Source organism: Agarivorans sp. D1326 (genome assembly GCF_056958115.1).
Map to the genome: position 1 here is coordinate 174,536 of NZ_JBTWEN010000008.1, position 21,318 is coordinate 195,853.

Here is a 21,318-nt window from a genome sequence, read left to right on the forward strand (position 1 = left end):
GGCTGCTAATTACAAGCTAAGGCGCATATCAATGTTATACACATCGGTTTGAAAACCGCCATATTCAACAAAGCCGCAACGTTGATAAAAATGTCGCGCGCGATGATTACTCTGCTGCGTTCCTCCCATCAATACTAAGCTACGAGCCCCTTGCCGCTTAAACTCAGTCATCAAGGATTGCATCGCCGCCATAGCAAGCCCAGCGTTTTGATAGTCATCGGCAATGCAGGGGGCAAGTATCACATCAAGTTCTGCTTGTAAGCTAACTCCCTGCACATAATAGCGCTGGTATTCAGGCTCTAAAATTTTCCGCTCGAAGATGAAATAGCCGACAATTGCGGCACCATCGGCAATCACCCAACGCTGTGCGCTGTCATCGGCAAGCGCTTCACACAAATGCTGAGCATACTCACTGCTTAAAGGATGAGGCCCAAAGCGGCTGCGACTGGCTTCACTTAATTCGACAAAAAACGCTCCTAGTGCCACTGCATCTTGATCATTAAGCAGCCTGAGCAAAAAGTCTTGACCATCTTTAGCTTTTATTGGGAACTGCGACATATCATCTCTTGCTATTAAATTGCGTTGAATAAGATTACTTTGGCGGCAAACTGTGCACAAAGTTGAGGCAATATTGTAACCACTGCTCACGTTGCTTAGGCTCAAGCAAACCCTTTGGCGAAACGTAGATCATTCCTTTCATTGGTTTTCCAGTAAAGGTCATTTCGGAAGCAAATTCTAAGCGTAAGCAGTCTTGATATTGATTTGGTCCAACTCGCGCCATTAGTTGCATATCAACAATGCCACAACACATATGGCCAGCCACCATGAAGCACAAGCCACCAAACATCTTACGTTCACTAAACTCAACTTGGCTGGCTAGCGCTTGGCGAATTTTTTCAGCCAATTCCAAATCGTAGGCCATTATTCACTCACCTCAAAAATAGAATCAATCACCAACGGCAAGTTGGCGCGCAGCGACGTAGCACCAAATACTGAGCGAGCATGTAAACCCTTATCACCAAATACTTCCACCATCAATTTAGAGCAGCCATCTAGCACTGCTGGGTGTTGCTCAAATTGCTCGGTGGCATTGATGAAACCCTGTAACTTCACAACTTGGCTTACTCTATCTAATGAACCTAGATGTTGCTGCACTGCCGCTAAAATATCTAAGCCAGCCAAACGGGCAAACTGCGCCCCTTGCTGGTGAGTAAACTCTCTGCCAATTTTACCCTTTGGCGGCTCCTGTAAACCGGCAACCGGCCCCTTGCCCGAGACATAAAGTAAATTGCCTGTTTGTACACAATTACTATAACTGGCGGCAGGGCCTGTTGGTTTAGGTAAACTAATTCCTAGCTCTAACAAACGCTCGGCTATACTCATTAAGTGACTCCCTAACAAAATATCGTTAATACCCTTTATTGCCTTCAGACTAGCACGATTTCAGCAGCCCGCTTTTGCTAGCTCAATATTGGCGCTTAACCCTAACTTACTGTAAGCTGCACGCCCGCCACTTAGCGGCCATACTTACTATCACAAGAGACCAACTATGAGCTTTGACTCCCTGGGTTTATCTAAACCTTTATTAGACGCCGTAGCAGCACAAGGTTACGACACGCCCTCTCCTATTCAAGCCAAAGCCATTCCTGTGATTTTAGAAGGCAAAGACATCATGGCCGCCGCGCAAACCGGCACCGGTAAAACAGCAGGTTTTACCTTGCCATTGCTAGAATTGCTAAGTAAAGGACCTAAAGTGCGCGCCAATCAAGTTCGCGCCCTTGTGCTCACCCCAACACGTGAGCTAGCTGCGCAGGTTGGCGAAAGCGTGAGTACTTACGGCAAGAACATGGACCTAAGTTCTACGGTAGTATTTGGTGGAGTGAAGATTAACCCACAAATGCAAAAGCTGCGTCGTGGCGCAGATGTGCTGGTAGCAACTCCTGGCCGTTTATTAGATCTTTACCAGCAAAACGCGTTTCGTTTTCAGCAGTTAGAAGTGATTATATTTGACGAAGCTGACCGCATGTTAGACATGGGTTTTATTCACGACATTAGAAAGATTTTGGCCTTGCTGCCAAAACAGCGCCAAACCTTAATGTTCTCGGCTACCTTCTCAGAAGAAATTAGAACACTGGCCAAAAGCTTAGTTAAAGACCCCGTTGAAGTATCGGTAACACCACCAAACGCAACTGCCAAAACCGTAAAACAGTGGATTGTACCGGTAGATAAAAGTAAAAAGTCTGGCCTACTTACTCAGCTGATTAAAGATAATGATTGGCAGCAAGTATTGGTATTTAGCCGTACCAAACATGGCGCCAACCGCTTAGCCAAACATTTAGAACAACGCAAAATCTCAGCAGCTGCGATTCACGGCAATAAAAGCCAAGGCGCACGTACCCGTGCACTGGCCGAATTTAAAAGTGGTGATGTACGAGTATTAGTTGCCACCGATATTGCCGCACGTGGCTTAGATATCGATCAGTTGCCGCAAGTGGTGAACTTTGATTTACCTAATGTGGCCGAAGATTACGTGCACCGCATTGGCCGTACTGGCCGAGCGGGCTCAACAGGTCAGGCAGTGTCTTTGGTATGTGCTGATGAAGTGGGAGATTTAATTGGCATCGAGCGACTCACTGGCCAGTTATTAGAACGTAAAGAAGTAGCCGGTTTTGAACCAAGCACCCAGTTACCAGTAACCCGCGATACTCGCCCCTTAAAAGCTAAAAAGCCGAAGAAGCCTAAAAGTCCACGTAGCGAACATAAAGATGGTCAGCGCTCTAGCGAAAATGCTCGTGGTAACAAACCGGTCGGAAAAAATCGCCGCCATACTGGGGGTGGCACCAATAAGACCAGTCGCCGCTTTGCTAAGCCTAATACAAACAACTCGGGCAACAGATAACAAAAAGCCGGTGACATCACCGGCTTTTTTCTAGGCTAAAAACTCTCTTCTAGCCGATTTACTGGTTTTAAACTTGCCGCCGTAGGCCGAAGTTTGGGTGCTTGAGCTTGCGTCCATCACCCCGCGTGCTTTCACGCAGAAATGGGTTGCCTCGATGCTAATAGCTACGTCTTCGGTTCCCAATAAACTTTGTAAGGCCACCAGCACTTGTTGAGTTAAGCGCTCTTGTACCTGCGGACGCTGCGCAAAGAAGCGCACAATGCGGTTAATTTTTGACAAACCAATAATGTGGTCTTTAGGAATGTAAGCAACTTTCGCCAAGCCATCGATGGTAACAAAATGGTGCTCACAGGTGCTGGTAAAGGCGATATCTGACACCTTCACCATCTCTTCCACGGCCATTTTATTTTCAATGATGCTGATTTTCGGGAAGCGCGAATAATCTAAACCCGAGAACACCTCATCAACAAACATTTTTGCAATGCGGTGTGGGGTTTCAGCCAAGCTATCATCACTTAAATCTAAACCCAAGGTAGCCACTACATCAGTCAAAGAGGCTTTTATCTTATTGTACTTCTGCTCATTGCTTAATTGATTGTCCACTAAGGGAGTTTCTATCCCTTTCTCAATCAACGCTTGGCGTACTTGAATTGCCTCTGGTGACAAGCAAGCGTCTTTTCTAAATTGTTTTTCAGCTAACGCTACTTTCATAATCACTTCCTTTAGATAGTTTCTTGGTTCACCCGCTACGGTTTAGTTAACAACACTATTAACCCTAGACCAGATGGCGACCACCGTCTAAGCCGATGGTGCGACCGGTTATATATTTGCTAGCCAGCAAGTAGTTAACCGCTGCTACTGCTTCACTCGCGCCCGGCTCAAGCGCCATTAATGACTTTGCCAAGGCCTTTGTCCGATACTCCGGAGGATCATCTTGGTTAAACATTAACAACGAGGGCGCAATACTATTCACTTTTACCGCTGGTGCAAGCTTAGCGGCAAAAGAATGGGTTAAATTAGCTAAACCCGCTTTACTGGCCGCATAAGCAATATGCTTGCTGCTGCCTTTATCTGCGACATAATCCGTCATATGAATAATGTCGCTAGCTTGTTGATCTTGATGATTTTTTAGCAGCTCTTCAAAGGCGATATTGAGCTGATAAGGCGCACTCACATGCACACTCCACATGGCTTGCATTAATTGGTGCTGATTATCTAGCGCGGTATTGTTTAACCACTGCGAAGCATTATGGATAACAGCACGTAAGGCAGAGTAGTTTTCTAGTACGTAAGCAATAAACTGGCAAATGCCTTGCTCGTCGCTAAAATCGGCAATGATGCAGTCTGCGCCTTTATCTCGTAAGGCTTGTACCGCAGGTTTGTCACTACGATAGGTCACAATCACTGAGTAACCTTGCTGCAGTAAATCTTCTGCAATCGCTAAGCCTAAGCGCTGGGTACCGCCAGTAATTAACACTGGTGCACTGGCTTTAGTTAGCTTACTCGGCATCACGCGAGCCCGATAAAGTCACCGAAACCGAATCTGCAAATCGTAAGGCATGCGGTTTATCTACGGTGATGCTGGCGTTAATTACCCGCGGTTCATCCATTGCTAGAGTAAGCAAGTCGGCACACAGTTTTTCCAGTAGGCGAAAGTGGCCTTGCTCAACGTGGGCGATCATCGCTTTGGTAATCACTTTGTAGTTAAGCGCTAAATCCTCACTATCCGCTTCGCAGGCTTTACTCGCTTGGTAACGAATTTCGGCGTTTATCACCACGTCTTGCTGTTTGCTAAGCTCTTCTTCGTTAAAACCAATATATGTTCGCAAGCGCAAATTGGTAATGGTAATTAAAGCCGGTTCGAGCCGGAAACTATTAGCCAGTGGCGCCAAGTTAGAAACATTTGTTTTAGACACGTTGCTCATAGAGCTCTCTCTTTATATTTAAATTGCTTACTACATACCTAGCCCAGTTTGCAGGGCTTTAACAGCTGAAACGTTTTTTTGCTGTCGTTTGTGTGAAGGCAAGCTAAGACTGTTTTTGAATCACCAAACTTACCGAGCCCACTTTAAATCCAAATTTTCGCATCACCGACTCATTCACAATGGTGGTTGAGTTAACCAAATACATTTTGTCTTCAACCACTACATCTAGCGGTTTGCCTTTATATTGCAAAGTGAGCACATAGTCCATAAACAAGGCATTGCCTGCCAGGTGCATCTTGGCGGGTTGGCTAACATCGTTAGCACTGGCTAGGTAGCTACCATCTTCCTGCTTAACCAAAGTCCAAATGCGTTGCTGCTTCTCGCCATCGTCAAAAACAAAATGCTCATCAAGAGTGCCTACCCCTTGCTCGTCCCAGCTAGCATCGATGGTTACGTTAAAATAACGAATCAATTCTCCCGAACGGTTTTTAACAATGCCATGCGCGCTAAGTTGGCCATCAAAAAAGTTTTCCAAAACCAACGCAGGTTGGTTGTCTGCATAACTGGAAACATCGGCACTAGAACAGCCCCACAAACCTGCCAGTAGGCTAAGTAATAAGAGGTATTTTCGATGTACGCTAGAGGCTAGTTGCATATCTATCTACGCCAGTTTTAACAATTACTCTTAAAACGGCTAGTGAGTGGGAATAGATCTACAGGCTTGAATTATTTGTTAATTCCAATCGCGGGGGGCACTTTCTAGGCATTTTACACAGGAGAGTTCTTTGCCAAGCATGCTAAAACGCCCCTGGTAATTAAGCACCCACGGTCGGTTTTGCCATGGCGGCTGGTGACGAACGTGTTGATAGTGGCCACAAGCTAACCGAGCGACCCAATGGCGCTCTTCGTCTAACTGAAAGCCAATTATTATTTGTAGCATTGCCATCCTTAGCGGCTAAACATTTCCCTTAACACCATGTGCGTACGCACCATCACCATTTTTTCCATTTGCTCTAGCTGCAAACGAATGTCTTCTAGTCGAGCCATTGAGGCCACTTCAACGTACAGCAACATATCTACGTCACCTGAAATGGCCTGACAGCGTTTAATTTCCGGAATGCCGCGCATAATCTCGGCATAAGCTTCACAATTGTGCTCTTTGTAGCGCAGCTCTAAATGCGCAGCAATCGGCGCTTGCTCGCTATGGGTGCCCAAGCTAGCGTGATAGCCACTGATCTGCCCACTGCTCTCTAAATTGGCGATGCGCTCGGCGGTGGCCGAACGCGAAAGGTTTACCTGTCGAGCAATTTGACTCACCGGAGTACGCGCATTGGCCACTAACATAGCGACAATTTTTTGATCAAACTTATCCAAGCACTTACTTCCCTTTAATCACCCTATTTAACATGACCAAGCTTTTTTACGGATTAAGCTAAACCGACTCTGGCGCGAACCACGCCAGCTCTTTGTGCAACTCTGTAACGCTGCCTACAACAATTAAAGATGGGCTTTCGGCTTGCTGCGCCAACTTTGGTAGTTCAGCTAAGCTGCCAGTTAATACGCGCTGCTGCGGCGTAGCACCACGCTCAATTATGGCGCAAGAGGTGGTATCGGCTAAGCCATTTTTAATCAGATTTTCCTGAATGGTTGGACACTGCTTAAGGCCCATATAAAACACCAAGGTGTGATTAGAATGCGCTAAGGAAGGCCAATCAATATCTTCACCATGTTGTTTTAGATGGCCGGTAATAAATTGCACACTTTGCGCATGGTCGCGATGGGTAAGTGGAATACCCGCATAGGCAGTACAGCCCACCGCGGCAGTAATGCCAGGCACCACTTCAAAAGCTAAGTTTTCGGCTGCTAATGATTGCAACTCTTCACCGCCTCGGCCAAAAATAAACGGGTCACCGCCCTTTAACCTAACCACGTGTTTGCCTAACTTGGCTTGGTCTACCAAAATTTGGTTAATTTCATCTTGCGGTACAAAGTGATGATCAAGTTTTTTGCCAACGTACACCATCTCTGCGGTAGGCGAAGCTAAATCGAGGATCTCTTGCGACACCAAACGGTCAAATACAATGACATCGGCTGTGCGGATGCGCTTCACCGCCTTTACGGTAAGCAAGTCTGGATCACCAGGCCCTGCACCAACCAGCGAAACAAAACCCAGCTCGTTAATAGCGGTAGATGAAGAGTGGGGCATTGTCTGTTTCCTTATTACTTGGTAGAGCGAATATTATATTTAGTGTAGCGGGCCTTAGGGCCAAAACCGTAGAGTATCAGTTCATAAGCTTCAAATACAAAAAAAACCCTAGCAACAGCAAGGGGTTATCATTTTGAGGTAAAACTACTGTGTATTGTGCTTAAGCAGCGTTACGTTGTGGCAAGGTTTTACCGTGAGTAACGTAAAGGCTTAGGCCAGTTACCAATAAGCCACCAACCAAGTTACCAAGAGTAACTGGAATTTGGTTCCATACTAACCAATCGGTGATAGTAAATTCAGCACCTAACATCATGCCTAATGGGAATAGGTACATGTTTACTACGGCGTGTTCAAATACCAAACCAAAGAAGATGAAGATTGGGAACCACATCGCCAATACTTTACCGCCAACGGTTTTAGAGGTCATTGCGCCAACTACACCTAAACACACCATCCAGTTACACAAGATGCCTTTAACAAACACCGTAATCCAACCGTTTAAGCCATGCTCGGCAAAGCCTAAAGTACGGGCTGTTGAAGCTTTAACAAAGGCTTGGCCTACTGCGCCAGGCTCAACACTAAAGTTCATGGTAAAGGTTAAAGCAACCAAAAACGCTACCGATACCGCACCAATAAGGTTACCTAAACCCACTAATAGCCAGTTACGAAGCACACCTTTGGCGGTGACACCTTCACGCTTTTCAAACAGCGACAATGGCGCTAATGCAAATACACCAGTTAGTAGGTCAAAACCCATAAGGTTCAAAATACAAAAACCAACTGGGAATACTAAAGCGCCCACAATAGGCATACCAGTTTGCACTGCTGCGGTAATTGCTACAGCTACTGCAATCGCTAAAATTGCGCCAGCCATAATGCCGCGCACAATGGTATCGCGAGTAGACATAAATACTTTGCTTTCACCGGCATCGATCATGGTTTGAACGAATTCAGCGGGTTTTACGTAAGACATAATGCTTCCTTAATTTTCTAAAATAAAATCTGTTATGCACTCACCGCAACACTGTCGGCTTTAATCTGCACCTTATAGCTCGCTACCGAGACCGTTGGGTTCTCTAGGCAGATGCCGGTTTCAAGATTAAAACGTTGCTTTTTAAGTGGGCTTGCTACCCAAAGCTGACCTTGATGCTCACAAATCAATCCGCGCGACAATACGTTCGAATTAGCAAAAGGGTCCATGTTATTAATGGCAAATACTTGCTCATTGTTACGTGGGCGAAAAAGGGCTATTTGCTGGCCATTTACTAGCGCGCAAATACCGGTACCTGGGATAATATCGTTTAACTTACAAACGGTTTCGAAACTCATGATTATGCCTCCAACTCAACGTGTAGAATGTCGCCTTTTGCCTGTGGGTGTTTCTCGGCAAAAGTAGCCGGGCGATGCTGTTCGCGCTCGCTAACAAACACTACGTTTTCATCACGTTGGTCGCTATTAATGAAATGAGCAAAACGTTTAAGTTGCGCTTCGTCGTTTAGAGTGTCGCTCCACTCACAGCTATAGCTCGCAACCAATTTAGCCACGTCGGCTTCTAGTTGTTGGTTAATGCCAAGCTTGTCGTTTACAACTACTTCACGCAGGTAATCAACACCGCCTTCTAGGTTCTCTAACCAAACCGAAGTACGTTGTAATTTGTCGGCGGTGCGAATGTAGAACATCATGAAACGATCTACGTATTTAATCAGGGTTTCTTGGTCTAAGTCTGCAGCCAGTAAATCACCGTGGCGCGGTTTCATACCACCGTTACCGCCTACGTACATATTCCAGCCCGCATCGGTGGCGATAATGCCTAAATCTTTACCTTGGGCTTCAGCACATTCGCGGGTACAACCCGATACACCAAACTTCATTTTATGAGGAGTACGAATGCCTTTGTAGCGGTTTTCTAGCATTACGCCCAAACCAACACTGTCTTGCACACCAAAACGACACCAAGTGCTACCTACACAGGTTTTAGCCATGCGTAAGGCTTTACCGTAGGCTTGGCCGGTTTCGTAACCAGCAGCAATTAACTTGCGCCAAATATTTGGAAGGTCATCTTTTTGCGCACCAAACAAACCAATGCGCTGGGCACCAGTCACCTTGGTATAAAGGGCATATTCTTCAGCCACTTCAGCCAATACGCCAAGTGCTTTAGGGGTAACTTCGCCACCGGCCATGCGTGGAATCACCGAATAGGTGCCGTCTTTTTGCATGTTGCCAAGGAAGTTATCATTGGTATCTTGCAGGCTTACTAACTCTGGCGCCAATACGTGGTCGCCCCAGCAAGAAGCTAAAATAGAGCCAACGGCGGGTTTACATACTTCACAGCCGTAACCTTTACCGTGTTTGTTTAATACCTGTTCAAAGCTTTTATGGCCTTCAATTCGAACTAGGTGGAACAGCTCTTGGCGTGAGTATTCAAAATGTTCACAAAGGTGGTTATTAACTTCTACGCCAGCTTTAGCCAACTCGGCATTTAGTACTTGGCCAATTAGCGGTAAACAACCACCACAGCCAGTACCTGCATTAGTAGAGGCTTTAATCTCGGCCATAGTCGTTTGGCCATCGGCCACTGCTGCAGCTATCTTACCTTTGGTAACATCGAAGCAAGAACAAATAACCGCTGAATCAGGTAAAGAGTCTGCGCCCATTGCAGGTTTTTCTGCACCCGCATGAGCAGGCAAGATAAGCGTGTCTGGATGCTCAGGTAAATCAATGTCGTTAAGTTTAAGCTGTAGTAAGTTGCCGTAATCAGCGGTATCGCCCACTAACACTGCACCTAATAGTTTTTTGCCGTCTTCTGAAACGATCAGGCGCTTATACACACCCTCTTCGTCGTTTTGGTAAACAAAACTCTTACAGTTTGGTGTGCGACCATTGGCATCACCAATGCTGCCTACCTTTACTCCCAGTAACTTAAGCTTGGCACTCATGTCTGCGCCTTCAAAAGCACTGTTGTTACCTAACAGGTGGTCTACCGCTACCTGCGCCATTTTGTAACCAGGCGCCACTAAACCAAAGAAACTCTCATTCCAAGAGGCACACTCACCAATGGCGTAGATGTTTTCGTCTGAAGTTAAACATTGATCGTTAATCGCAATACCGCCGCGAGGTGCAATGCTTAGCTCAGATTGACGTGCTAGCTTGTCTTGCGGACGAATACCGGTAGAGAACACAATGAAATCAACTTCTAGCTTGGTTTCATCGGCAAATTGCATGGTATTACGAGCATGCTCACCTTGCGCTTGGATTTCTAAGGTGTTTTTGCTGGTGTGCACTTGCACACCCATGCGCTCAATTTTGTTGCGCAGTAATAAACCACCTTGCTGGTCGAGCTGCTCGGCCATTAATACTGGAGCAAACTCAATAACATGGGTTTCTACGCCTAGCGCTTTTAAAGCACCCGCCGCTTCTAGACCTAATAGACCACCACCTACAACGGCACCGCTCTTACTCTTTTTAGCAGATGCTTCAATGGCTTTTAAATCTTCAATGGTACGGTAAACAAAGCAGTCTTTGTTTTCGCTACCTTTAATCGGTGGAACCCAAGGGTAAGAACCCGTAGCCATTACTAGTTTGTCGTAAGCAATCTCACGGCCAGTGCTTGAATACACCACTTTTTGCTCACGGTTGATATTGATAGCACGTTCGCCAAGCAATACCTCAATGCCGTGTTTTTCATAGAAGCCATGTTTAACAAGAGACAGCTCTTCAGCGGTGTGATGAGAAAAATATGAAGACAAGTGAACACGATCGTAGGCAACTCGAGGCTCTTCACAGAAAACTGTTACGTCGAATTGGCTTAAGTCAGCCTTCTCGACCAAATCTTCTAAATAACGGTGCCCCACCATACCGTTACCAACAACTACTAGCTTCAGCTTGCTCATAGATTTTCCAGCGACAAAATAAGATTAATGCGCGGATAATAAGATGTAACAAAAATAAAAGAATGATGTAGATCAATAACAACTTTAAACTACCCTAAAGAGGTATATTGAATATTTAACCATCAAAATCTGTAATATAATTACATTTGGGTAATAAAGTGACGCTAAAATTCACGTACTCCGGCAATCTTGATTTTGTAAAATCGCGGAAATAATTTTTACAAAGCTACTCAAAATAGGTAGTTGGTTTGAAAATTAAGCACCGTTATTTAGCCCTCGACTACACTTGAAAAATACAAAGGTTAATAAACTAAAAAGATAATGATAAGAAAGTTAAGTAAATGTTATTTAGGTATATTTTGTTTACTGGTGAGTTTGCTAAGCGCATTTTCGCACCCAGCATTTGCTGTTAAAAACATCAATTTAACCAGTGGTGAATGGCCACCTTATCTTTCAATAGACTTGGCAAAAGGCGGCATAGCCGCACAAATTGTTAGCGAAGCTTTTGCTCAAAAAGGTATCAAAACGTATTACGGTTACTACCCATGGAAACGCTCATATGAATATGCTCGACGTGGCTATGGCGCAGCAAGCTTTAAGTGGCACGGCAGCTTAGCCTGGATTAAAACCGAACAGCGCGAACGACATTTTTGGTTTAGCGACCCCATCGTAAGTGGTAATGAAGTTTTGTTTTCCTTGAAGTCGAAACCAGTGCATTGGCAAAAAATAGAAGACTTAGAAGGCATTACAATAGGCGGAACATTATTCGCCGCTTACCCCACCTTAGAAATAGCAGCGCGCAGCAAACTGATTACCTTAGATAAAGTGGGAGATTACCAAAGCCTATTTGAACGCTTGTTGTATCAACGCATCGATGCAATAGCGCTAACCAAAACCGTTGCCTTGCACTACATGACCAATCATTTGAGCGAAGCAGAGATCCAGCAAATTACCTATTCCGAAACTCTTGTAGAGCAACGCCACTTTCGGCTTATGCTCTCTAAAAAACATTCGGAAAATCAGCACTATTTGCAGCAATTTAACCAAGGTTTACAAAAGCTCAAAACAAGCGGCCGCTACGCAGAGCTTTTAGAGCAGCTAGAGTCTAAGTTGGGCTCACCGTTAAATTAACGGCAAACACCGACTATTTAGCGTTAGTTTCCGCTATTTTTACAGCTTTCAAGTGAGTTGATTGGCGCTATGCTTTAGCTTTGTTATTCATCCTGTGAGCATTCATGAGCCGCTTAAATCAACAACTTGGCATCAGCCAAGGTATCGCATTACTTGCCACCTCTTTACTTGGCACTGGCATCTTTGTTGTTCCTGCTATTGCCGCCAGCATTGCCGGACACAGTTCTTTATTAGCCTGGCTATTACTCATTAGCTTGGTATTGCCAATTGCCTTTACCTTTGCGGCTTTAGGCAAGCGCTATCCTCACGCCGGCGGGGCCGCTCACTTTGTTGCCAAAGCCTTAGGGCCTCGAGCCGAAAAACTCACGGCCTTTTTATTCATTTCGGTGCTACCGGTTGGCTTGCCCGCTGCGCTAATGATGGCAACCGGATTTTGGCAGGCGATGTTTTCTATCACGCCAAATACCGCCTTAATCATTCAACTTGGTACGCTGCTCAGCATGTGGCTATTAGGCATGGGAGGCGCAAAACTCTCAGGCAATATTCAAGGTTTAATTGCGATTGCGATTGTATTACTTGTAGCGGCACTGTGGTGGCATGGCGATGTGCAAGCAGGCGATTATCAGCTTCCTGAACAGATCGATATTCCTAGCATTGCCCCTGCATTAGCCGTGATGTTTTGGTGTTTTGTAGGCATTGAAGCCTTTGCCCATATGGGCGAGGAGTTTCGTCGGCCAGAACGAGATTTCCCCATTGCCTTATTATTGGGTGTGTTTTTGGCAGGCGCCGTGTACTGGGCGGCGTCGGTGGTGGTGCTTAAATACGGCAGCTATGGAGACCAACTTGCCAATACCCAATCACTGCCTCATTTAGTTGCCATTATCTTTGATCAAAAAGCCAAGTGGTTAGCCGCCATTGTGGGCTATTTAGCTTGTTACGCTAGCATCAATATTTATATACAGGGCTTTTCGCGCTTGCTCTGGAGCATGGCCGATGAAGGTCAGCGGCTAAAACCCTTAGCCCGTTTATCTAAAAATAAAATTCCACAACATGCGCTTAGCACCATTGTTTTAGTTTGTGCGCTTAGCTGTGTTGCAGCTTGGCTATTTGAGTTACCGCTGGACGAGTTAATCCGTTATGCCAATGGCAATTTCATCATGGTTTATCTGTTGAGTATGCTAGCTGGCGCCATTTTATTGCGTGGGTTTTTTAAGGTACTCGCCATAGTAGGCGTGCTGCTTTGTTGCTTGCTGTTAGTTGCCTTAGGTCAGCAGAGCATTTATGTATTGCTTCTGTGTGCGGCTTTCTTGCTGTTGCAAGTTGCTTTTAAACAGCTACAAACGCGAATCAAGGTGGACGCCAATAGCTGATGAACAACTACAGCCCTAGTAGCGCGTTTGCCTCTGGGCTAAACCAGCCACATAGATTGAATCTAACAGCCGTCTATTTTGCTTAATCGCTTGCGGCTTCAACTCAATTACCGTAGGCTAAAAATTCATCATCAAGGAAATGATATGACCGCATTTTTAACCACAAATCAGCTAAGTCGCTTACTCGCACCCAGTGCAAGTATTTGCTTGGTTAAACTGTGGCTGCTGCTTATTTCTAGCAGCGGTGAAATGTAGATATTTTTTCACTGGCTGCGAAGTGCAGCCAGACCTTATTTGCCCTTCGTAGCCTTATCCAACTCCTAAAACAAGGCTCGCAAGGACATGACTATCAGTAAAACTAGCAACATCTTCACTTCCATTCCGCGCTTTTCTCAAGCAGCTAAAGGGCTCTGTTTGGCCTTGGTTGCCACCGCTTTGTTTTCTCTTAAGGGAATTTGGATCAAGCTGGCGTACCAATTTGGTATCGACCCCGCCAGCCTAATGACGCTGCGCATGGCCTTTAGTTTACCGATTTACCTAATGTTAGCATTGTACTGGTGGAGGTTAGGCCGCTTAGAGCATCAAAAACTGAAAGGTAACATTGTGCCGGCTGCGCTGGTTGGCATAGCAGGGTATTACCTAGCTAGCTTTTTAGATTTAAGTGGCCTGCAATTCATCTCGGCACCGCTTGAGCGCGTGGTATTGTATGCCTACCCTGGATTTACCATTTTGCTCGCTTGGTTAGTTTACCGCCAAAAGCCGCAGTTAATCGTGGTGCTTGCCCTGCCCCTTAGCTGGTTAGGCGTGGGGTTAATGATGTGGAGTGAAGCCGGCCAACAACTTGATCCCCAGCAACTAATCTGGGGAACCAGCTTGGTTATCGCTAGCGCCTTTAGTTTTGCTTTTTACTTGGTTTTTAGCAAAAACATTGTGGCCAAGATCGGCAGCCAAGCCTTTACTCTTATTGCAATGATTGCCGCCAGCATTGCTATCTTCATCCACTTTAGCTTGCACGGGGACTTTACCGCACTGCTCAACTATCCCCGTCAGGTTTATTGGTATGCGGCTTATATGGCGCTGTTTTCTACGGTCATTCCCTCATTTTTATTTAGTGAGGCTATCCATCGTATCGGCGCTCAACGCACTGCGATTAGTGGCAGTGCAGGCCCGGTTTTTACCTTAATAATGGCCGCTTGGATACTTGGCGACAGTATTGGTGTACTGCAAATTGCTGGTATTGGCCTAGTTGTGGTGGCCGTGGCGCTATTAAACAAGAACTAAGCAAACAAGACATAGCCTAAGGCTATGTCTTGTTTTATTCTCAGCTTACACTGCTGCATCTGGCCATTACCTTAAATACAATGACAACGCTTAAATATTTAGCCGCTTACCCCGAGGCACTCACTAGCAAAATCGAAGATCTGCTTAAACAACAACGTTTAGCTGAATTTCTATTAAATAAGTATCCTACAACGCATGACATATATAATGATAAGGCCCTGCGCGACTATTGTTTGTCACTTAAAAACCAATATATGCGTAAATCGGCACCGCTGAGTAAGGTTGTTTTTGATAAGAAAATTCATGTGGTAAACCATGCTTTAGGTTTACATACGTATGTATCGAGAGTTCAAGGAAGTAAATTAAAGAGTAAAAATGAAATAAGAGTGAGTAGCTTGTTTCAAAACGTACCTGAGCCATTTTTAAACATGATCGTGGTACACGAACTCGCTCATCTAAAAGAAAAACAACATAACAAAGCTTTTTACCAACTGTGCCAGCATATGCTGCCTAATTACCATCAGCTTGAGTTTGATACGCGGGTTTACCTCACTCAACTAGAAGAAGTTGGGCCAATTTACTAGCCCAACTATTTGTTTTTAACCTAAGCCACTGCACCAGCGCCTTTAGGATTAGCGCCATAGTTGTTGTCTTCGTGGCTATCTGACGCCAAGAAAATCAACAGTATAATCGCACCAATCAGCGGAATAAGCGCAATAAGCTGCCACCAACCGCTGCGACCAGTATCATGTAAACGCCTAGCGGCGATACTAATACTTGGAATTAATAAACCTAGCGTTAGCACTAACGAAAGCAACGGCAAGCCAATAATGGCATCGATAATGTTCGCTGCTATGCCAAAAATGAAGTAGAACAAGATGAACATCCAGTACTCTTTTCTACGAGCTCGTCCTGAAAAATCTGCGTATTTTTTTAACGCCCCAATAAAGTATTCCATTATGTTCCTTTTATATCTTTTACTAAACCAATCCAAAACTGGTGCTCGTAGCACCAGTTGAAAATAAAGTTAAGCCATTGTTATAAAAGAAACTATGATATAAGTCACTTGATCATCAATAAGCTATTTTAAGTACTGCTCAACTCAGCTATTTACCAACCTGCTATCACCTTTGGTGCGATAGCTTTTTAAGGTTGACGCTAACCCTGCAGATGCTTCACTCAATTGTTCAACCGCTTGTACTGACGAAATATTAGCTTGTTTAATCACCTCAGACTGCATGCGCCGATTGCGAAATAACATTTAGGTCTTGGCCTATTTCACCCATTAAACGCTCACTAGTTTCGGCCTGTTACACAGTGTGTTCAGTTAAGCCCGTTAGCTGCTTAGTCCCCGGTTGTAGATCTTCAATCAAGCTTTGAATTTCCACCGTAGCGTCTTGGGTTCGCTGGGTACTTCATCGGCTACAACAGCAAAATCATCTAGCTTTTATATGCAACTTGCAAAGCACCGCACAATTGGCTAATAGCACCGTTGGAAAAATGGCGGGCACCAGCTTCAACAGCTTGTTTCGCCAAGTAATTACTACGAAATAAAACATCTTACAGTAATCTGTCCTAGGCTTAACAAATAGCAAAAATGCTCGCTGCAAAGCACTTGTATAATGCACCTAGCATACTGTAGAGTATTTACTCTAATATCATAAGGACTGTGTTAAAGTGATAAGACACTTTTGGGGTTTAAACGTAGCTAGCCTTGGCTGCATAGTTAGCCTATTGCTGCCAGTAAATGCTAATGCCATTAGCTTCGAGCAAGCATGGCAAGATGTGCTAGAGAAGAACCAAAGCCTCGCGGCCAACAAGGAAAACGTAGCCCGCAGCGAAGCGCTGCGCGACGCTGCAAAAGATCTCTACTTCCCCAAAGTAGATTTAACCGGTAATTACACCCGTTTAGAAAAACCCGTTTCGCTTGATTTAAAAGACTTAGAGCCTTTGGCATCACTCGATTTAAGTGGTTTGGACCCCGCGCTAGGACAGATTTTAGCGCCGCTTTTAAACTTACCAACGGTAACTAACTTCACTGAGCAAGACATTACCACCAGCTCCATTCGGGCAATTTGGCCGCTGTATACTGGTGGCCGTCGCGGCGCCGCCATCGATATCGCACGTGAGCAAAATATTGAAGCTGGAAAAGTACTCGCCATGCAGCAGCAGGCTAAATTTGAAGACCTCGCCAAAGTTTACTTTGGGGTGGTGCTGGCTGCACAAGTGGCAGAAACCTATAAAGAGGTGGAAGACGGGCTTAAAAAACATCAACGTAATGCGGTAAAACTAGAGCAGCAAGGACAAATCGCCTTTGTGGAACGACTGCAAGCGGATGCCTCTTACGACAAGGCCAAAGTTGATACCAGAAAAGCCCTGCGAAATTATGAAATTGCCCAGTTAGCCTTAAAAGAATTGCTGCATGCCCAACAGGCTATTCAACCCACTACTAGCTTATTCACTCAAGCAGACATCCCTGAGCTAGAAAACTATATGTCGCAAACCCTAAACAGTTATCCGGGTTTAGCGATATTGGACAGTAAATCAGAACAAGCTAAAAAGATGGTGACCATAGCCAAAGGCGGTTACATGCCAGAGGTATACATGTTTGGTAACTATGACATCTACAAAGGCGACAGCTTAGCCGCTAAATACGCGCCCGACTGGATGGTGGGGGTTGGTGTGTCGGTGCCAATTATTGATAACTCTGGTCGCTCCGGCAAAGTAAATGCCGCCAATAGCACCGTGCTGCAGATTTCTTATATTCGCGCCCAAGCAGAGCGCGACCTGGGCTTGCTGGTAGAAAAAACCTATCGAGAAGCCGAGTTAGCATTAGAAGAATACCAAGGGCTAGAATCCACCTTGGCGCTAGCAAAAGAAAACTTACGTATTCGACTAAAAGCCTTTAGCCAAGGTTTAGCGACATCTCTCGACGTTGTGGATGCCGAAATGTACCAAGCAAGCGTGAAAACTCAGCGTCAATCGGCCGCTTATAGCCATGTAATTGCATTGGCTAAACTCACTGCCTTAAGTGGTGAAATGGCCAATTTTTCTCAATATTATCGATTTAACTAAGGTCTATTATGCGCAAATTTTCCGCGGTGTTACCCATTGTGCCCTTGCTGGCGATTATTGCTTGGGTTGCTTATTCGTTTTGGCAGGCTTACCAGCCGCAGCCCTATACGCTGCAAGGCCAGATTGAAGCTCAGCAGTACAATATTTCATCCAAAGTAGCTGGGCGGATCGACCAAGTATTAGTGAGAAAAGGCGACCAAGTAGAGCCTGGGCAACTAATTTTTTCCATCACTAGTCCTGAATTAGATGCTAAATTAGAGCAAGCCAAAGCTGGCCAACAAGCAGCATCAGCCATGGCTGAGCAAGCTGAAAACGGCGCTAGAGCACAAGAAATAGCCGCGGCTAAAGACCAATGGCAAAAAGCCTTAGCAGCCGCTAACTTGGCAGAAAAAACCTACCAGCGGGTTGATAACCTGTACAAAGATGGCGTGGTTGCCGAGCAAAAACGCGACGAAGCTTACACCCAATGGCAAGCAGCGCGTTATACCGAAAATGCCGCCTCACAGATGTATCAATTAGCCAAAGAAGGTGCCCGTGACGAAACTAAGCGCGCAGCCTTAGAGCAAGCCCGCGCAGCAGCAGGTGTAGTAGCAGAGGTAGAAGCCTTCACCAGCGACACCTTAGTGACAAGCTGGCACTCTGGCGAGGTAAGCCAACTGCTGCTGCAAAGTGGCGAGTTAGCGCCTACTGGCTTCCCGGTGGTATCTATTATTGATATGCAAGATGCTTGGTTGGTATTGCACGTTCGTGAAGATCAACTTAGCCAATTTCAAAAAGGCCAACAGTTTAGCGCCATGCTACCGGCCCTGGATAATCAAAGTTATAAGTTTGAAGTAGCCCATGTGGCAGTAATGGGTGATTTTGCCACGTGGCGCGCCACCGATAGCCGTACAGGCTTTGATTTACGCACCTTTGAAGTAGAAGCCCGCCCCTTGCAGCAGATAGAGCAATTACGTGTAGGCATGAGCGCTATTGTTAAGCTTGAGCAACCTTAAGATGAATGCCACTAGCGAACCTCCGCTTAGTCTGAGACAACTGTATCAACTACAGTGGCTTTTGCTGCGTGACAATCGCTGGCTAATGGCCATGCTCACCTGGCTGCCATTGTTCGCTTTTTTAGCCGTTTGGTGGGTCTTTTCATCGGGTTTAACCCGTGAGCTACCGATTGCCGTAGTTGACCACGATCATAGCCAGTTATCGCGCAGCCTAATTAATCACTATGATGCTAGCCCAACACTAAAAGTACACAGTGTTTACGGTGAACCACAAGCCCGTTCTATGTTACGCACCGGGGAAGTATCGGCGTTAGTAATAATTCCAGCCGATATGGAAAAGCATACCAAGCTGGCACAAACACCTAGCGTTGCGGCTTATTACAACAGCCAGTTCATGGTAATAGGCAAACAAATCAACTCTGCTTTGCAACAAGCTCACGGTACTTTTAGTGCCAAAGTTGCTGTGGCAAAAGCGCTAAGCCACGGCAATACCCAAACTTTACAAGCATTGGGTAGTGCTGTGCCTATTCGCAATCAAATCAGCGCTTTATATAACGGTAATAGCAACTATGCCCAATTTATTGTATCGGCAGCATTACCTGCATTTTGGCAAATTTTGATTATGACGGTAATGATTTTGGCACTGGGCTCAGAGCTAAAAAACAATAGCTTTAAAAGCTGGTTAGCCAAGCAAGCTTGGCAAAAGCTAACCATAAAACTTAGCTTTTTTGGCGCTTTGTTGTGGCTGCAAGGCATATTACTGTGCACCTTAATGTTTCACGGCTTTGACTGGCCAATGCGAGGCTCTTGGAGTGTATTACTACTGGCCTTACTGTTGTGTGTGGTTGCCTCTCAAGCCATCGCCTTAATTTTAATGCTGCTGTTTGAAGATGTAGCACGGGCACTTAGTTTTGCAGGCGCTCTTACAGCACCTAGCTTTGCTTTTATGGGGGTAACGTTTCCGGTGAGCGACATGCCTTGGTTCGCTCAATTTTGGCGACAACTTATTCCGATAACCCATTATATTGAAGTGCAAATAGCTCAAGCCAACTACGGCGCTAGCGCTTTACAAGCATTGCCTAACTTATCGGCTTTATTACTATTCGGCATCGCCTTTATCAGCGCTGCGTGGCTGGTAAAAATACGCTTTAGTAATCCACACAACGTGGAGCTAAACACATGAACACAGGCTTGTTATTGCGTATAGAACTGCGCAGAATTCTTAGTAATCGGGCACTTATACTCACGGTATTTGGCGGTTTACTGCTGTACGCTTTTTTGTATCCTCAACCCTACTTAAACCAAACGCCATTACAACAACCGATTGCGGTAATTAATGCTGATGGCAGCCAACTAAGTCGCCAGTTAATTCGTATGGTAGACGCCAGCCCTTTGCTAAAAGTGACCAGCCAAGTTGCTAGCATTGAAGAAGCTCAACAACAGTTGGTGGAGCGTGAAGTAGGTGGATTATTGGTGATTCCCGAGCATTTCTATAGAGATGTATTAATGGGCCGCTCACCCACTTTATCTTATGCTGGGGATGCGTCTTACTTTTTGGTTTATGGAACCATAGTGCAAGGCTTAGCCAGTACCTCTGGCACCTTAGCGGCACAAGTCAAAGTAGCCAAGATGGTAGCCGATGGCATCCCGCTAGCACTTGCCAGCACCTTACATTCACCCATTCAGCTAAATGCCAATGCAGCCTTTAATGCCCACCAAGGCTATCTGGATTATGTCATTCCTGCAGTGTTTATTGTGATTTTGCACCAAACGCTACTAATCGCAGTTGGGCTACATGCTGCGCCAGCCCCTACCTCACAATCAACATTATTAAGGCGAGCCAGCCCCTGGCAATTAGTGCTGGTTCGCAGCTTACTATTTAGCGTGATCTATAGTTTGATGAGCAGTTTTTATTTTGGTGTGGTATTAAATTTTTACGGGGTACATCACTGGGCGAACATTGCCCATATCTGCCAGCTGCTATTGCCTTTTTTAATCGCCACTGCAGGCTTAGCCCAATGTATTGCGGTGATGCTACCTAAACGAGACTACGCCACCATAGTTGGTTTAATGACCTCGCTACCAACAGTATTTGTATGTGGCTTTATCTGGCCGCTTAGCTCTATTCCACCTGCAATTAACATTATTGCCGATCTGATACCTGCTAAACCAATGGTGTTAGCGATGTTAAAACTCAACCAAATGGGCGCCAGCTTTAGCGAGATTCAAGGCCATTTTGCTAATCTATGGATACTGGCGATTACCTTTAGTAGCTTAGCGCTAGCCTTACTCCATATGCAAAAAGCGAAAGCGACTCCTTCTCTCAACAAGGTCGAAAAGCTACTTTGATAAACTGACATTTATCCTAAAAACTAAACATTCGTTAAATCATTAGCTTAATTAGCAAAAGGAAAAGTAATTTTCATAAACTCGAAGCGCTCACATCTTAACTACACAATTACAACAACTTATCAATATTTGTCACAGTTCTAGTTGTTCAATCTGTAAACAAATTTGTGCAGTGTTAAGTTTTAGATGTAGAGCAA

Annotated in this window: 24 protein-coding genes; 9 read left to right on the forward strand and 15 right to left on the reverse strand. The window is 45.3% G+C overall.

The genetic code is table 11. From position 1 onward, the window contains the following. Positions 1 to 9: 9 nt before the first annotated feature. The 3 genes from ACYFDN_RS16005 to ACYFDN_RS16015 are packed head-to-tail and all read right to left on the reverse strand — an operon-like array spanning position 10 to position 1,383. Entirely contained in the window at positions 10 to 558 is a 549-nt protein-coding gene (locus ACYFDN_RS16005; protein WP_483511901.1) for an N-acetyltransferase family protein, read from the reverse strand. A 34-nt stretch (positions 559 to 592) separates the two neighbouring features. Then, entirely contained in the window at positions 593 to 922 is a 330-nt protein-coding gene (locus ACYFDN_RS16010) for a TfoX/Sxy family protein (RefSeq protein WP_483511903.1), read from the reverse strand. After that, complete coding sequence (locus ACYFDN_RS16015) at positions 922 to 1,383, reverse strand: RidA family protein (protein ID WP_016399981.1); 462 nt, start codon at positions 1,381 to 1,383, stop codon at positions 922 to 924. Before ACYFDN_RS16015 ends, ACYFDN_RS16010 begins: the two co-directional genes overlap by 1 nt. Before the next feature lie 166 nt (positions 1,384 to 1,549). On the opposite strand from ACYFDN_RS16015, the gene ACYFDN_RS16020 reads away from it, so the two are divergent. Further along, positions 1,550 to 2,899, forward strand: a complete 1,350-nt coding sequence (locus ACYFDN_RS16020) for a DEAD/DEAH box helicase (RefSeq protein ID WP_406610051.1) — start codon at positions 1,550 to 1,552, stop codon at positions 2,897 to 2,899. Positions 2,900 to 2,929: 30 nt separating this feature from the next. Here ACYFDN_RS16020 and folE read toward each other — a convergent pair whose 3' ends face one another. The 10 genes from folE to nirB all read right to left on the reverse strand — a co-directional run bounded on the left by folE (position 2,930) and on the right by nirB (position 10,920). Further along, on the reverse strand, positions 2,930 to 3,610 hold the full coding sequence (gene folE / locus ACYFDN_RS16025; RefSeq protein WP_016399983.1) for a GTP cyclohydrolase I FolE: 681 nt from the start codon (positions 3,608 to 3,610) through the stop codon (positions 2,930 to 2,932). A 64-nt stretch (positions 3,611 to 3,674) separates the two neighbouring features. Then, positions 3,675 to 4,409, reverse strand: a complete 735-nt coding sequence (gene folM / locus ACYFDN_RS16030; protein ID WP_483511904.1) for a dihydromonapterin reductase — start codon at positions 4,407 to 4,409, stop codon at positions 3,675 to 3,677. Continuing rightward, a complete protein-coding gene (gene folX, locus ACYFDN_RS16035; RefSeq protein WP_227981481.1) occupies positions 4,399 to 4,824 on the reverse strand; it encodes a dihydroneopterin triphosphate 2'-epimerase in 426 nt (141 codons plus the stop codon). The genes folM and folX overlap by 11 nt, the downstream gene beginning before the upstream one ends. A 103-nt stretch (positions 4,825 to 4,927) precedes the next feature. Then, positions 4,928 to 5,479, reverse strand: a complete 552-nt coding sequence (locus ACYFDN_RS16040) for a DUF3833 domain-containing protein (RefSeq protein WP_483511905.1) — start codon at positions 5,477 to 5,479, stop codon at positions 4,928 to 4,930. Positions 5,480 to 5,557: 78 nt separating this feature from the next. Then, a complete protein-coding gene (locus ACYFDN_RS16045) occupies positions 5,558 to 5,764 on the reverse strand; it encodes a DUF3565 domain-containing protein (protein ID WP_040306610.1) in 207 nt (68 codons plus the stop codon). 8 nt (positions 5,765 to 5,772) lie between these two features. Then, positions 5,773 to 6,198 carry an Lrp/AsnC family transcriptional regulator gene (locus tag ACYFDN_RS16050; RefSeq protein WP_016399988.1) on the reverse strand — a complete coding sequence of 142 codons (426 nt, stop codon included), beginning with the start codon at positions 6,196 to 6,198 and terminating at the stop codon, positions 5,773 to 5,775. 58 nt (positions 6,199 to 6,256) lie between these two features. Further along, on the reverse strand, positions 6,257 to 7,030 hold the full coding sequence (gene cobA / locus ACYFDN_RS16055; protein WP_483511906.1) for a uroporphyrinogen-III C-methyltransferase: 774 nt from the start codon (positions 7,028 to 7,030) through the stop codon (positions 6,257 to 6,259). Positions 7,031 to 7,190: 160 nt separating this feature from the next. After that, positions 7,191 to 8,003 (reverse strand): formate/nitrite transporter family protein, encoded by an 813-nt coding sequence (locus ACYFDN_RS16060; protein WP_483511908.1) that lies wholly within the window; start codon positions 8,001 to 8,003, stop codon positions 7,191 to 7,193. A 32-nt stretch (positions 8,004 to 8,035) separates the two neighbouring features. Continuing rightward, entirely contained in the window at positions 8,036 to 8,362 is a 327-nt protein-coding gene (gene nirD / locus ACYFDN_RS16065) for a nitrite reductase small subunit NirD (RefSeq protein ID WP_483511983.1), read from the reverse strand. Further along, on the reverse strand, positions 8,362 to 10,920 hold the full coding sequence (gene nirB, locus ACYFDN_RS16070; protein ID WP_016399992.1) for a nitrite reductase large subunit NirB: 2,559 nt from the start codon (positions 10,918 to 10,920) through the stop codon (positions 8,362 to 8,364). The genes nirD and nirB overlap by 1 nt, the downstream gene beginning before the upstream one ends. A gap of 369 nt (positions 10,921 to 11,289) precedes the next feature. Here nirB and ACYFDN_RS16075 point away from each other — a divergent pair, with 369 nt between their 5' ends. The 4 genes from ACYFDN_RS16075 to ACYFDN_RS16090 all read left to right on the forward strand — a co-directional run bounded on the left by ACYFDN_RS16075 (position 11,290) and on the right by ACYFDN_RS16090 (position 15,286). Then, positions 11,290 to 12,051: a substrate-binding periplasmic protein gene (locus ACYFDN_RS16075; protein ID WP_483511909.1), complete on the forward strand. Its 762-nt coding sequence runs from the start codon at positions 11,290 to 11,292 to the stop codon at positions 12,049 to 12,051. A 104-nt stretch (positions 12,052 to 12,155) separates the two neighbouring features. After that, entirely contained in the window at positions 12,156 to 13,421 is a 1,266-nt protein-coding gene (yjeH, locus tag ACYFDN_RS16080; protein WP_483511911.1) for an L-methionine/branched-chain amino acid transporter, read from the forward strand. A 342-nt stretch (positions 13,422 to 13,763) separates the two neighbouring features. After that, positions 13,764 to 14,702 (forward strand): DMT family transporter, encoded by a 939-nt coding sequence (locus ACYFDN_RS16085; protein WP_483511913.1) that lies wholly within the window; start codon positions 13,764 to 13,766, stop codon positions 14,700 to 14,702. An 80-nt stretch (positions 14,703 to 14,782) separates the two neighbouring features. Further along, complete coding sequence (locus tag ACYFDN_RS16090) at positions 14,783 to 15,286, forward strand: M48 family metallopeptidase (protein WP_152783901.1); 504 nt, start codon at positions 14,783 to 14,785, stop codon at positions 15,284 to 15,286. Between the two features lie 20 nt (positions 15,287 to 15,306). Here ACYFDN_RS16090 and ACYFDN_RS16095 read toward each other — a convergent pair whose 3' ends face one another. Together ACYFDN_RS16095 and ACYFDN_RS16100 are read right to left on the reverse strand one after the other, a co-directional pair. Continuing rightward, positions 15,307 to 15,660 carry a DUF805 domain-containing protein gene (locus tag ACYFDN_RS16095; protein ID WP_338623072.1) on the reverse strand — a complete coding sequence of 118 codons (354 nt, stop codon included), beginning with the start codon at positions 15,658 to 15,660 and terminating at the stop codon, positions 15,307 to 15,309. Positions 15,661 to 15,804: 144 nt separating this feature from the next. Then, positions 15,805 to 15,963 carry a hypothetical protein gene (locus ACYFDN_RS16100; protein ID WP_483511915.1) on the reverse strand — a complete coding sequence of 53 codons (159 nt, stop codon included), beginning with the start codon at positions 15,961 to 15,963 and terminating at the stop codon, positions 15,805 to 15,807. 416 nt (positions 15,964 to 16,379) lie between these two features. Between ACYFDN_RS16100 and ACYFDN_RS16105 the strand changes: the two genes are divergently transcribed. From ACYFDN_RS16105 to ACYFDN_RS16120, 4 genes are read left to right on the forward strand one after another with little or no spacing between them, the layout of a single operon-like run. Further along, on the forward strand, positions 16,380 to 17,777 hold the full coding sequence (locus ACYFDN_RS16105; RefSeq protein ID WP_483511916.1) for a TolC family protein: 1,398 nt from the start codon (positions 16,380 to 16,382) through the stop codon (positions 17,775 to 17,777). A gap of 8 nt (positions 17,778 to 17,785) precedes the next feature. Continuing rightward, positions 17,786 to 18,772 carry an HlyD family secretion protein gene (locus ACYFDN_RS16110; RefSeq protein WP_472589697.1) on the forward strand — a complete coding sequence of 329 codons (987 nt, stop codon included), beginning with the start codon at positions 17,786 to 17,788 and terminating at the stop codon, positions 18,770 to 18,772. A gap of 1 nt (position 18,773) precedes the next feature. Further along, complete coding sequence (locus ACYFDN_RS16115; protein WP_483511917.1) at positions 18,774 to 19,955, forward strand: ABC transporter permease; 1,182 nt, start codon at positions 18,774 to 18,776, stop codon at positions 19,953 to 19,955. After that, the gene (locus ACYFDN_RS16120; RefSeq protein ID WP_483511918.1) at positions 19,952 to 21,121 is read left to right on the forward strand and encodes an ABC transporter permease; all 1,170 of its coding nucleotides are present in this window, start codon (positions 19,952 to 19,954) and stop codon (positions 21,119 to 21,121) included. Before ACYFDN_RS16115 ends, ACYFDN_RS16120 begins: the two co-directional genes overlap by 4 nt. Positions 21,122 to 21,318 lie beyond the last annotated feature (197 nt).